The following is a 12,581-nucleotide window of genomic DNA, read 5'->3' as shown; positions in this document are numbered from 1 at the left end:
GGGGTGAACGCATGATTTTATTTAACTGGATGTTACTTATTTTAACTGTCATTTTAATGGTAGGGATAGCGTTATACAGTAATAAAATCATGAAAAAAAGTACGGGCGAAGGGGGGTTTTTATTAGGAGGGAGTGCGTTAGGTCCTTTTGTCGGTGCTGCTACCATTGTCGCTACGGGATTTTCTGGCTGGGGATTTATGGGCTCTCCGGGAGTTGCCTATAAATATGGCGCCATTGAGCTTCTTGGGAACTTCTTTTTTGCACCGGCAATGATACTCGCGGTGCTTTTTTGCGCGCGATTTTTACATCGAAAATCGCAACAAATGGGCAGTTGCACTATTGCTGAATATATTGCGCAAAGTCATCAAGGAAGTGCGCTTGCAAAAAGAATAACGCAAGGCCTTATCGCTATCATAAGCATTGTATTATTACTTATTTTTTTAGTGGGGCAAATCAAAGCCCTTGGGTTATTGACTGGGCAGTGGTTAAATATTGATAATAATAGTGCCTCATTACTGATGATAGGCATTATTATTATTTACACTTCAATTGGCGGTCTGGCAGCCGTTGCATTAACAGATGCAGTGATGGTGGTTGGTATGTGTATTTCTGCCGTGATCATTATCTTTACTATTTTTAGTGATGTTTCACCGAGTGAATTAATGGACGGTTTAAATGCTATCGATGTTAATTTATTGTCACCCGATGATTCGGGGCCGTACGGTTCAACGCCATGGCATGTTTTTATGGTGCTACCTTATGCTTTTATTTATGCGACTACGCTACCTTACATGTCAGTCAGGTTGATGGCGCTTGCCAATACAACCAAAGTGCACCATGTTGCCATGTATATGGCGCCCATCGCTTGCTTATTGAGTTTAGTGCCCTTAGCGGGGTTATATACGCGTCTTAAAATACCGGGACTGACCGATCCCGATACCGCAATGCCCACTTTTCTGATGAATTTTCTCTCGCCGGGTGTTTCTGCCATTGTGACGTTATTTATCATTTTTGCCATGCAATCAACCGCAAATTCTGTGTTACATGCTATCGCGGGGTCAGTATCTCATGATTTACGTCAAGCGATTTGGCCAAAATGTAAGTTATCACAGCGTGCATTACTTATTTTAAATCAGAGCTCTGTCTGTGTGCTGGGTATGGTCGGTTTTGTTTTAATGTTGCTTGCTCCTCCGTTTATGCTTTCAATGTTAGCCATATTAGGCTCTGGCACCTTGATGGCAGCCTTAGTCGCTCCGACGTTATTGGCGCATTTTATACCCGCGAATATTTATGCTGCGCTTTGCTCTATTTTGGTTGGCGTAGGCTCTGCTTGTCTTTTCTTTTTATATTTTGATTTTGGTTGGGTAATAGCGCCAATTATATCCTCTATCCTTGCCTGTATTGTGTACGGAGCATGCGCGTTATATTCATATTGTTGCTCAGTAACAAGAGTCTCACCACGTTAAGTAATCGCAAAGTAACTAAAAAAGGGATCCCTTGCGTGTTGAAATGATCCCAACTGCGTTGTGAGTATTGGCGGGAGAACAACCCATTCTGGAAAATTACGCATGAAAAGCATCCCAGTAGCGGGTAGGTTTGTCGATTTTTAGATTAAGAGGGGGGATTTTAAGAGGTATTAGCCTACCTGAGTTGCCTGCGTTCATATTAATTCTGCAAAGGGATTGATAGGGAGAGCATCTCTATTATATTCAACATGCCTTGACGAAATATTGAATAATATGTGAACGTGTGAACAGCGTATCGTCAGTTTAATTGTTTTTGTAACTGTCCTTTTATAGATTGTCGGGATTCTATGCCAACGCGCATATTTAAATGCGTATGGCGATATTCGCGGGGCGTAACATTTAATAAACTTTTGAACTTAGCATTAAAATTTGAAAGGGATAAAAAGCCCACTTCTGCGCCAATATAAGAGATAGACCAATCTGTTGAGATCAGGTACTTAGTCGCTTGTTTAACGCGTTTACTGATCAAATATTGGCGAAAAGTGATGCCCACATTAGCGTGGAAAAAACGTGAGAAAGTACTGTCTGCCATATAAAGTTGTTTAGCAACTTTACTGACTGATAAGGAGTCTGCAAGATTGTTATTAATAAATTTTTTCGCAAGTTCAATACGATCTTCGACTTTTTGTGTATCTTGTATGTGTGCTTTGTCCTTTGATAAATAACGCTCTGGTGATATTTTAGACAGGTTTTCAAATATATTTAATACGGTGATAACGTGTTTAAAATCAAAGGAATTATCAATTTTATTTAACTCAAAGAGTATGTTTTTAATCGAATCTCCAGTGAATAAAGAAGCATCTCGTGATTTTTCAAGCATCGTTTTTACTTGTTGAAATTGAATGCTATCGACAAAGGTTCGTCCCAGTGCTTTTAATCTAAAATACAACACATGCCCATGATCCTCATTAATAGGATCTTTTTGGGCAGAAATAAACTGAAAAGGTGTAAAAGGAGAAAGTAAGATCAATTGATTTTTATCTAAAGCATGCGACTTATCGGATAAGTGCAATACACACCCCGATTTTTTAGGGAAAATTAAAATATAGTCACTATTATAATTCATGCACGATGTTTCTTGTATTGGTTGTAGATCAAACATTAGAAAATCATAGCTATTTGCTAACAGTCTTTTATTTAACATTTTTTCCCTACTCATAAAGTGCTATTTAAGCGCATGGTCAAGCATTTAATATAAATACTTATGCAGTCAAAACAATCAATTCATCTCATAATTGAGACGGTGGTTTATTTTTTTACATTTTTAATGTTTACGTAATGAAAAATTAATTTTTAATATAATAATTGCTTTAAAAATAAATAAAAAACAGTAAAATTAGCCCTATCAACGTTAAGGGAAATTTTATATGCCAGTCTTATTATCAGAAGAGCAACGATTAAAAGAAGTTCGTAATGTTTTTAAAATACAAAGTGATGCATTAGATGCTCATAGAAAAGGCTTAGGAACAGAGTATTTAGATGCTTTAGATCTTATGAAAAGCTGTACAGGCCGTATTATTGTTTGTGGTATGGGTAAATCGGGGCATATTGGTAAAAAAATATCTGCGACACTTGCCTCTGTTGGTACTCCCTCTTTCTTTATGCACCCTGGTGAAGCTTTTCATGGCGATCTTGGGATGATCACAACAGAAGATTTACTGCTACTTATCTCTTACAGTGGTGAAACGGATGAAGTGCTAAAAATAATTCCATCATTACAACATTTCGGCAATAAAATTATCTCTATTACTGGCGCGAAAGACTCGACACTTGCAAAAAATTCAGATGTTGTGTTAGTGGCCGCTATTCAAAAAGAAACCTGCCCAATTAACTTAGCTCCAACGACATCGACGACGTTAACCTTAGTGATTGGCGATGCGCTATCGTCAGTTTTAACCTTAGAAAAACATTTTACCCCTATGGATTTTGCACGTTTCCATCCTGGTGGCAGTCTAGGTAAGCGTTTACTTACCTTTGTGCGTAATGAAATGCGCCATGAGAATCTACCTTTTGTTAAAACGGACACATCATTAACGGATATTTTATTAGTGATGACGCAAACGCGTACCGGTCTCGCTTTAGTGATGCATGAAGATCATTTACAAGGCGTGATCACGGATGGCGATTTACGTCGTTTTATGCTCTCTGGAAAATCGGTTCATGAGACGATAGCGAGTGATCTCATGAATAGCAATCCTTGCTTTATTTCGCCTAATGCACGCCTCAGTGAGGCAGAAGATTTGATGCGAGAAAAGCATATTAAATGGCTGATTGTGAGCGCGAATGAAAAAGATATCGAGGGTATTATTGAGTGGGGTCAATAAGAGCTTTTGCTTATTAATTAAGTGAATTAAAAAAGTGTTATGCCTTTTACTTAAATATGTCAGGTGTGATTATTTCACTCTGATTTTTTATAAAAGGCCCAACAAGATCAGATACTCGAGGATATTTATGGCTGAGAAATATAATTTCATTTAAGCGTGGCTTTGAGAGTTGATATAAACAAAAAAAAGATAAAAGGCTTTAATACCTTTTATCTTTTTTTGTTTATATACCCAACCGAACACCTAATAAAGTATTTTTAGGTGTTCGGTTAGAGATAAAGCTTATATTAAGACACTTTTCCTAAATCAATGGTATCAAGTTGCTCTTGTAATCCAACTGCCATCGCATTGAGTTTCAGCGCGTTTTTCTGTAGTTCAACCGCTTCACTCGTCGCTTCATTAGATTGATTGTTAATCGACAAGATATTTTGATTCATCTCTTGGGATACTTGGCGTTGCTCTTCAGCTGCCGTTGCGATATGTGAATTCATCGTATTTATCTCTTTAATCGCACTGCTGATACGCGTAAAGCTTTCTTTAGATGTTTCTACTTCAGCTAGGGCTGTTGAAACTTGCTGAATATTGTCTTCCATCGCCTCAACTGCGCCACTAATACCACTGTGTAAATTATCGATCATGCCACGAATTTCACTGGTCGCATCTTGAGTGCGCGAAGCAAGTGAACGTACTTCATCTGCAACGACCGCAAATCCTCGACCTTGCTCACCTGCTCGAGCAGCCTCAATGGCCGCATTAAGTGCGAGTAGATTCGTTTGCTCTGCAATGCTACTAATAGTATCGGTAATGGTACTTATCTTATTACTCTCGTCAGCAAGCCTATTAATAACACTGGCTGTCTCTTTTACTTCATTGGATAATTTTGTCATCGCAGTATGCGCAGTATTAACAACCTCAGCTCCACTTTGAGAGTCTTCATCTGCTCTTTCTGTTTCTTTAGAGGCCGTTTTAGCATTGTTTGATACATCTTCAACAGATGCCAACATTTCATTCATCGCCGTGGCAACTAAATTCGTATCGTCTGTTTGTTTTTGCATACCTTGTTGCATATTAAGGCTACTACTTGATACGTTATCAGCAGAGGCGACAAGTTGCTCTGTTGTTTCAATAAACTGCCCAAAGATAGTACGTAAACGTGCTTGCAGTAATTTTACTGCCATGGTCGCTTTGCCGATCTCATCGGTTTTAGTGGAGTCTACGATTTTAGTTAAATCTCCTCCTGCAATTAAGCGCAGTTGCTCACGAATTTTAATGATAGGTTTTATCATTGAATTAAGCATAAGGAGCCAGAGAGTAATAATAAGGGCTCCTACGACAGCCATTAGGCTAAAGTTTATCAATTGATCATTATTTTGTGAAAGAATATATTGTTGTAAGTTTTGTTGCTCTGCGCTTAAGCTTGGTATATTTTGCAAAATAGATAATTGTTCGGCTAACATATTATTACTGTGATTAGTTTCAAGGCCATAAAAGATGGCTAATGCGACCATTACCATTAATGTCATGCTAACGAGATAGGATAATTTACGAGACATATCAATGTCTCCCCATTTCACCTTATGCTTGATGGTTAAGCTTTTGTTGGCATTTAGCGTCCGATAAAGTGCTTCTGCGCCCTCTATCTGCGCGCGAGTTGGAATGCTACGAATCGATTGATACCCTACTTTTTGGCCATTTTTATAAACAGGGATAACATAAGCATCAACCCAATAAAAACTACCGTCTTTACATCTGTTTTTTACAATACCGCGCCATTCACCATCTGTTTTTATCGTGCCCCATAAATCAGCAAAGGCGGCTTCAGGCATATCTGGATGGCGAACAATATTATGGTTTTGACCGATTAATTCTTCTTTGCTAAAACCTGAAATTTCTTCGAAATCACTATTAATATATTCGATAACACCGTTAGTATTGGTGACTGACACTAAAGTACTACCGACTTTAAAATGCTTCTCATTAGTATTAATGGGTTGGTTATTTTGCATTTTATTTCCTTTTGTATGGCTGCATTTATTTATATTAGTTTCATTACTCCAAAAGGATAATTTATTTACTTTATTTATTTGTTTTTGTGCTGCATATCAAGTTTAAAGTGTGAGATGGATTTTAAGTCAAAAATAAATCGGATTTTTTAAGGTTGTGAATTTAAGGGGGTAAAATAAGGGCGGTTATCGGGAGGTTGATTTGTAAGTTAGGTGTCTCATGGTTATTCACTTTAATTATCAGTGTATTAGATTGTTTTTTATTTTTTTATGTAAAAAAACCAACTGAATTATTAGATGTTTTTATTGCTTTGTTGTTATTCTTTTTGGCTTTAATTTTATGTTTTCACCTAAAAATGAGGCGTTTTTGGGAGTGTTGGTTTTTGCGTGTTAGTTTTTGATGAAATGTGTTTTTTTTTGACAATTAAATATTGTAGACATCGAATTAAAGGGACGATAGTTTGAATCGATTGTAATACAAACTCAAATCTCTATTCACCCATTAGGGAGAATAGGGATTTAATATGCAATAAAATTATCTTATTTAAGGGTGTAACTTAAGACTTTAAATTTATTGTTGTGTTGTACTTCATTTGCTTCTTGTAATACTTTTTCAAGTAGAGGCTCGTAGCGTAAAAACTTATTGGCAACAATATTTAATTTACCGCGACGGGCTAAAAAGTTTACAGATTGCTCGATAAAGGTTTCAGCAGCTTGATAATCAGTTTCTTTACCCGAGTGGAAAGGTGGATTAGAAATTAATAAGTCATATTTTTTATTTACATCAGAAAAAACATCAGAGGGGAAAACCTCGCCTTCTAGGTTGTTTTTTAATAATGACAATTTAGCACTTGCTAACGCATAAACATTAACATCAATAAGATCGACATTAAGATCGCTGTATTTGGTGAGCAAATAACAAGCAATGACACCCGCCCCACAGCCAAAATCAAGAATGTTTCCTGATATTTTATTAGGCAAACTTTGTAATAACAATGAGCTACCTTGATCTAAAGCGCCATAGCTAAAGACGCCCGGCAGTGAGCATATATCTAAGTGCGTCTCATTAATGGTGATGGGGTATGTTTTGATCCAATCTTGTTGAATAAAAGGTTTTACGGGTTTATCGAGCTCAGCATATAAAACAGAGCAGTGTCTTGCTGAATCAATTGCATTGACATTAGAGGCGTAAGTTTTTAATAAGGTACTTGCACTTTTAATTCCACATTTCTTCTCACCCACAAGAATAATGGCTGCACCTTGTTGTAAATGCACACTTAAACTTGCAAGAAGATATAAGGTTTCTTGCTTAGCTTTTGGTAAGTAGATAAGTAATAAATCGAAAACCTCGTCGCCTTGATAATTATCTGTAAAGTAGACCTTTGATGCGCCTAATTTATCTTTAATTTGTCGGTAGTAACGATAATCACTAAAACAAAAAGTACTCGAATGTGCTAGGGTTTGTAGCGCGAGAGGGTACTCATCAGTGATGTTCCCCGCAACTAAAATATTTTTGTTTTCAAACAGTGAGTAATTGCGCTGTAATAATTGACTTGGGTTTGCATATTTTTGCGGCATAACTGGCATTTATGTATCCTGTGTAAAATCGTGATCTATGATATTTATGCATTATATTGTATAAATGCAATAGGATGAAATTATTTAGTAACTAAGGGATTTATGAAATTTACGGACAAATTTACATTGCTGACCACCGCGATTGTACTTAGTTGTATCACTTTGATTTTATTAGGGGGAATATTTAGTTTACGTAGTTTGTCACTTAAATATCATCAACAACGTATGGATGCGATTGTTAATCTAATAGAGATACAACTTGATAAAAATATAGATCATAAAGCCTTAGATGCTTGGCTCCCTGATTTGTTGAAGGTATCTGGGGTGATCCGTTTACAATTAAAAGATCATGAAAATGTTTTAGTCGACAATTATTATGAAAATAATATCGCTTATCCAGATCGCTTATTATTACGTTTTAAATATCCATTAAAAAGATACCCACGCTTAGTTCTCGAACTCGAAACCATCCAACCCTATGATGAAGTCCATTTTAGTTTTTACCCGTTATTAGGCATATTATCTGCTATTTTTTTAAGTTTGAGTTTGCTTTTTGGATCTGTTTTTTGGATAAAAAAACACTTTAGAGGGGCCGAGTTATTAGAGCAAAGAGCTAAGTACTTATTACAAAAAAATCCCACAGCGCGCATTCCATTGGCGGGAGAGTGGCCTAAATATGCCAGTAAAGCTCTGTATGATTTATCAACGCAGCTTGAAGAAAGTAAAAAGCAACGTAGCCACTTTGATGCCTTTATTCGAAGTCAGGTTTTTATTGATACGACAACGGGGCTTGCTAATCACTTTGCATTTATTAACCGCTTAGAAATAGCGACAGAAGATAATAGTGTGTTATCGAGTGCATTATTAATTATCAACTTTAAAGAGTTAGAGTCTGTTTACTGGAGTGAGGGTGAAACGGAATATCATAAATTATTATTGCAAATAAGCTCTTTATTAACGCAATTTGTTAGCCCTTACGAAGATAATTTTCTGGGGCGTTTTTCAAAGTATGAATTTGTTCTTATGATCCCACAAGTCTCATATTCTGAAACTGAGATCTTGTCTAAAAGATTAATGAAACGTTTGTTTTTACTGTATTTGCCGGATTGTCTGGATAAAGACTGTTTCTTTCACATTGGCGTGAGCCATTTTAATAGCGGTGATAAGCCTGCGTTACTCATCGAAAATGTAGAGCGCGCGTTATTAGTTGCTGAGCATCAAAAAGCAAGTGGTTGGTTTTTAGAAGACCAATCAATTTTACAAAATAGTTTACAAAAGGGCTCTATCTATTGGGGGCACTTTTTAGAAAAAGTATACACTGAGAAAAAGGTTTTCTTTTACCAACAACAAGTGATTTCTGCGCGACAAAATAAATGTCACTACGTGCAATTATTAGCGCGTATATGTAAAGATGATAACCCCTTACTTCCTCCCTCTGTTTTTTTAGTGATGGCTAAAAAATGTGGATTCCAGCCTCAGATGGAAAAATATATTCTTACTCAGATTTTGGGTTTATTAACCAAAAGAGGGCGCAATAGTATTGCGATTGGTATCTCTATCAGTACTGATATTTTATTAAACAGGCGTGTTTTCCAATGGTTTATTTATGAATTAATGCAACTCCCTAAGGCACTTCGTAAAAAGTTAGTGCTTGAAATATCAGAGCAATGTATGGCGCATCATTATGAGGACTTACGTAAGCCGTTGGTAACGTTGCAAAAAATAGGATGCAAGATTGCGATTGATCAAGTAGGAAAAGTGGTCATAAGTACACAATATATTATTGATTTTAATGTGGATTATATTAAAATCCATCAAAGTTTGATCCGCGATGTGCAATGCAGAAAAAACAATCAAATTGCATTGCAAAGCTTAGTCGCAAGCTGCTTAAACAGCCGTACTAAAGTGATTGCATTGGGCGTAGATAATGAATATGAGTGGAAATATTTGCGAAAATTAGGTATCTATGCAGGCCAAGGTGAATTTTTGTCCTCAGCATCATCATTAACTAACAGTCCCTCTTTATGCGTTTCTGGGGTGAAATGTTGAGTTTTTGGGCTCCTGATCAGGCGCCCAAAGAGAGGATTTAAAAGGTATCGATAAAGCTTAAATTTAGATCTTAATATATGAGTGTATCAAGCTTCGCCATGTTGCTATTTACTGTATTCTTTTTAAGGTGGCAGAATCAGAATGAGAAAAAGCTTTACCATAAACATTTAAGCTAGTCATTTGAGTGTATTTTAAAATATCTTTTTTAGACAGATCCAGTGACATCGTAAACTTTGTTGTCGTATCCTTTTGGGTCATAAATCCACTCTCTGCAATACCTCTTGGTGCACTTTCAAAATTAATTATTTTACTGCTATTATCTATTTTCGCTTGCGCGACAATGCACACGGCACGAGGTATACAAAAGGAGTTGTATAGCATATTTTTTTTCTTGTCATAAATTAAATAACCGCGCTGATCATGAAATTTTTGATTATCACGCGATCTAAAAACTTCTTGTTTATAATACAACGCGGTTAAATATTGTGTGCTGGCATTGGTTGCATCTGCTACAGCTTGGTAGGTGATTGTTTCATAATAGGGCTCAATTGCGACGCCCCCTTCACCAACAGCGCTTTGTGTCTGCCCGGGTGCAACATCAATGCCTCCGCTATCGATGCTCTTCCATGTGCCAATTAAAGAGGTTAATGGGCCGAGATCTAAGCCGTTAGTTTGTGCTGCTTGCGCTGAGCTGAATGCGCAATATGTCATCAAAGTGCATAATAATAATTTTCGTTTCATTTTTTGTCCCATTTTAGTTTTTTTTAATGTATATGCTTAATATTTGATTTGGATTATTTCGTGAAATTGATTTTAAAAACAATGATATGCTGTTGTTTTGTGAGCAAGTAGACTTTTTATGCAAAGAAATACACGTTAACTAGCCTCTGTGAGTAGATGCTAGGTAGAGAGTGAGAAATGTAGGTGTATAAAAAAGAGGCGTTAAATGGAATGCTTTATGAGAATGAGAAGAGTTGTATATGAAACAGAGGGAATAATGATAAAAAATGAATCGTTATAAGGCGTTTGTAGATAAAAACAGAGCAGAGAAAATGCGATCCTCTACTCTATATTTAATGAATGAAATTACTTAACTTCATGTCCTGATGCTTGTAAATCAGCATGGTAAGACGATCGTACTAAAGGGCCGCAGGCTGCATGTTCAAAACCAATTTCTTTGGCGCGTTTTGAGAAGTTAGCAAACTCATCTGGGTGCACGTAACGTTCAACGGCTAAATGTTGTAAGCTTGGTTGTAAATACTGACCGAGCGTCAGCATTGTTACGCCATGAGCGTGCAAATCTTCTAATACTTGTTCAATCTCCGCATTATTTTCACCCAGTCCCACCATTATTCCTGATTTTGTCGGTACCTGTGGATGTTGTTGTTTGAATTTTTTCAATAATTGTAAAGACCATTTATAGTCAGCACCGGGGCGAACTTTTTGGTACAAGTGTGGCGCTGTTTCTAAGTTATGGTTAAATACATCCGGTATATCATGTTCAAAGCAGGCTAATGCTTTATCCATTCTACCTTTGAAATCAGGTACCAATATTTCAATTTTAATGGCTGGACTTAGCAACCGAATTTCACGAATACAATCTGCAAAGTGTTGTGCGCCTCCATCTCGTAAATCATCTCTATCTACCGAGGTGATCACAACGTACTTTAATTTCATATCGCGCACTGTTTCAGCTAGTTTTTTTGGCTCATCTTTATCGACAGCTAAGGGTTTACCATGGCCAACATCACAAAATGGACAGCGACGTGTACAGATCTCTCCTAAAATCATAAACGTGGCGGTGCCATGATTAAAGCATTCATTTAGGTTAGGACAAGAAGCTTCTTCACAAACAGAAAATAGTTTGTTTTTGCGTAACGCTTTTTTTATTTCATTAACGCGCGTATTGTCGGTTTTTATTTTTATTCTCATCCATGATGGTTTTTTTAATATTGTATTTTTATCTGAAGTTATCACTCTGATCGGGATATGCGATAGCTTATCAGCATCACGTAATTTTTTGCCTGCGGTGAGTTGGCTTGGTTTATTGCTCATGGGAGAAACTCTCTATCTGTACATAATGTAATTGTTGGCTTAGTTTGTCGACTAAGATTGGTGCTAATTCTTTTAGGCTAAGTGTTAACCCTTCATTGATACATTGGGTCATTTTAAGGCCGGGATATCCACAGGGATTAATTTGTAAAAAAGGTGTTAGATCCATGTCTACATTTAATGCCAAGCCATGAAAAGAACAGCCTTTACGAATTTTAAGGCCAAGTGAGGCTATTTTTTTTTGGTTAACGTAAACACCGGGCGCCTCTTTTTTCGCGTTAGCGTCAATATTATGAGCACTTAAAAGTTGGATAATACTCGTTTCGATGATGCTGACTAAGTCGCGTACATTGAAAGCTTTGCGGCGAATATCAATCATCAAATAAATAATTAATTGGCCGGGTCCATGGTAGGTTATTTGCCCGCCACGATCGCTTTTGACCACTGGGATTTCACTTTGAGATAATAAGTGCTCGGCTTTACCCGCACTGCCTTGTGTAAAAACAGCTGGGTGCTCTACGACCCATATTTCATCAATAGTTTGTTTATCTCGTGAGCTGCTTAAGTCGCTCATCGCTTGCCAGGTTGTTAGGTAGTCTTGTAAACCAAGATAACGTATGTTTAATCTTTGGCTTGTTTCAAGAGCTGTGATCATAAAATATGACGGACCAATTCAAGGGCGCTAATATCGCTGTAGATTGATTCAATTTGCTCATTACAGGTGACGGTGACGGGGATATTTAAAGCTTGATAAGTGCCTTTTGAACTTTCTTTTACAGTAGGTGCATAATCACCGGGGGCATGGCGCTGTATCACTGCAATCACGTCGATCATAAGTTTAGGATCGGCAACGCCCATCACTTTAAAGGCAAAGACACAAGGGAACTCTAAGAGTTCATCAAATTTAGTATTTAGGGCCATACATTTCTCTATTTATAAAAAGGCGAAAACGAATGTATATTATTTGCGTCATATTAGCGTTTTTTACTAATAGATACAGATATATTTAGAGGTGATTGTTAAATGAATGTGTTGATGAAGTGGCAATT

At 36.9% G+C, this 12,581-nt stretch carries 10 protein-coding genes; 3 read left to right on the top strand and 7 right to left on the bottom strand.

The features are described from left to right. Positions 1 to 11 precede the first annotated feature (11 nt). Positions 12 to 1,466 (top strand): sodium:solute symporter family protein, encoded by a 1,455-nt coding sequence (locus tag PCNPT3_RS11050; RefSeq protein WP_015465954.1) that lies wholly within the window; start codon positions 12 to 14, stop codon positions 1,464 to 1,466. Positions 1,467 to 1,764: 298 nt separating this feature from the next. On the opposite strand, the gene PCNPT3_RS11045 is transcribed toward PCNPT3_RS11050, so the two are convergent. Continuing rightward, positions 1,765 to 2,670, bottom strand: coding sequence for a helix-turn-helix transcriptional regulator (locus PCNPT3_RS11045; RefSeq protein WP_015465953.1), 906 nt, complete (start codon positions 2,668 to 2,670; stop codon positions 1,765 to 1,767). Between the two features lie 223 nt (positions 2,671 to 2,893). On the opposite strand from PCNPT3_RS11045, the gene PCNPT3_RS11040 reads away from it, so the two are divergent. Further along, entirely contained in the window at positions 2,894 to 3,850 is a 957-nt protein-coding gene (locus tag PCNPT3_RS11040) for a KpsF/GutQ family sugar-phosphate isomerase (RefSeq protein ID WP_015465952.1), read from the top strand. Positions 3,851 to 4,137: 287 nt separating this feature from the next. Here the strand turns inward: PCNPT3_RS11040 and PCNPT3_RS11035 are convergent, their stop codons facing one another. Beyond that, a complete protein-coding gene (locus PCNPT3_RS11035; protein ID WP_015465951.1) occupies positions 4,138 to 5,856 on the bottom strand; it encodes a methyl-accepting chemotaxis protein in 1,719 nt (572 codons plus the stop codon). 537 nt (positions 5,857 to 6,393) lie between these two features. Next, the gene (rsmC, locus tag PCNPT3_RS11025; protein WP_015465949.1) at positions 6,394 to 7,440 is read right to left on the bottom strand and encodes a 16S rRNA (guanine(1207)-N(2))-methyltransferase RsmC; all 1,047 of its coding nucleotides are present in this window, start codon (positions 7,438 to 7,440) and stop codon (positions 6,394 to 6,396) included. A 93-nt stretch (positions 7,441 to 7,533) separates the two neighbouring features. Here rsmC and PCNPT3_RS11020 point away from each other — a divergent pair, with 93 nt between their 5' ends. Beyond that, positions 7,534 to 9,480: an EAL domain-containing protein gene (locus tag PCNPT3_RS11020; protein WP_015465948.1), complete on the top strand. Its 1,947-nt coding sequence runs from the start codon at positions 7,534 to 7,536 to the stop codon at positions 9,478 to 9,480. Positions 9,481 to 9,588: 108 nt separating this feature from the next. Here the strand turns inward: PCNPT3_RS11020 and PCNPT3_RS11015 are convergent, their stop codons facing one another. The 4 genes from PCNPT3_RS11015 to ybeD form a co-directional block, all read right to left on the bottom strand. Then, entirely contained in the window at positions 9,589 to 10,221 is a 633-nt protein-coding gene (locus PCNPT3_RS11015; RefSeq protein ID WP_015465947.1) for a heme-binding beta-barrel domain-containing protein, read from the bottom strand. A 345-nt stretch (positions 10,222 to 10,566) separates the two neighbouring features. Further along, on the bottom strand, positions 10,567 to 11,535 hold the full coding sequence (gene lipA / locus PCNPT3_RS11010; protein WP_015465946.1) for a lipoyl synthase: 969 nt from the start codon (positions 11,533 to 11,535) through the stop codon (positions 10,567 to 10,569). Next, on the bottom strand, positions 11,525 to 12,187 hold the full coding sequence (lipB, locus tag PCNPT3_RS11005) for a lipoyl(octanoyl) transferase LipB (RefSeq protein WP_015465945.1): 663 nt from the start codon (positions 12,185 to 12,187) through the stop codon (positions 11,525 to 11,527). Before lipB ends, lipA begins: the two co-directional genes overlap by 11 nt. Next, on the bottom strand, positions 12,184 to 12,453 hold the full coding sequence (ybeD, locus tag PCNPT3_RS11000; protein WP_015465944.1) for a DUF493 family protein YbeD: 270 nt from the start codon (positions 12,451 to 12,453) through the stop codon (positions 12,184 to 12,186). The genes lipB and ybeD overlap by 4 nt, the downstream gene beginning before the upstream one ends. Positions 12,454 to 12,581 lie beyond the last annotated feature (128 nt).

The organism is Psychromonas sp. CNPT3, assembly GCF_000153405.2.
In the GTDB taxonomy this organism is placed as follows: Bacteria; Pseudomonadota; Gammaproteobacteria; order Enterobacterales; family Psychromonadaceae; genus Psychromonas.
This window is presented reverse-complemented; position numbering and strand designations above follow the sequence as displayed.